This is a genomic window from Candidatus Cardinium sp. cBcalN2 (assembly GCF_022810445.1).
GTDB lineage: Bacteria > Bacteroidota > Bacteroidia > Cytophagales > Amoebophilaceae > Cardinium.
Window position 1 is genome coordinate 1 of sequence record NZ_JAACGD010000084.1, and the last position, 737, is coordinate 737.

At 35.8% G+C, this 737-nt stretch carries 1 pseudogene; it reads left to right on the plus strand.

Annotated elements, in window-relative coordinates:
* Positions 1–737, plus strand: a pseudogene (locus MUW74_RS02475) (hypothetical protein); the annotation flags it as partial.

Below are 737 nucleotides of genomic sequence, written 5' to 3' on the forward strand. Positions count from 1 at the left end.
AGGATCATGCAGTTAATTATGAAGAACAGCTGAATGCTTTCATAAAAAACATAGATAAAGCAAATAAGAGCAGTGCTGGAGATACCGGACCTATTTCACAAGTTAGCTCATCTAAAGAAAAAGATTGTTCTAGTATTACTACAGGAGCAGTTCAGCGTTCCATGGTTTTAAGTGAAGAGTTTTTGGATAAAATGCATAGAGCTCTTTACAAGTCTAAAGCAGAAGCAATCGAAGTTTGGAGGAATGCACGCCTACATAAAGATGCAAGAGATTCACATGGTTTCACGCTTTTAATGCATCTAACGCAAAAAGGTAGTGAGCTTTCTTCTAATGATTCTGGAAAAACTTTTCCCGAATATACCAGAGAATTTTGGGACTGGTTTGTGGAAAGGGCAGACCTGGATGAAAAAAATGCAAAAAATAATGATGGAGATACCGCCTTGATGCTAGCAGCCAAAAGGTTCCACACGGCTTTCATAAGACGTTTAATAAACCATGGTGCAGACCCCTTTATAAAAAATAACAAAGGGGAGTATTTTATGACCTTATTAATTAAGTCCACTTATAGGTTGTATCACATTAGTGACTTAAAATCTGCCATAGCAAGTGTATTTGAGGATGTAGAAAAGTATATAAAAAAACATCGCACGCCTTGTGACCAAGATATAAATGATTTTATTAATAGCGTACGTAAAGCAATAGAAGAAAAATACAAGCAGGATCATGCAGTTAATTAT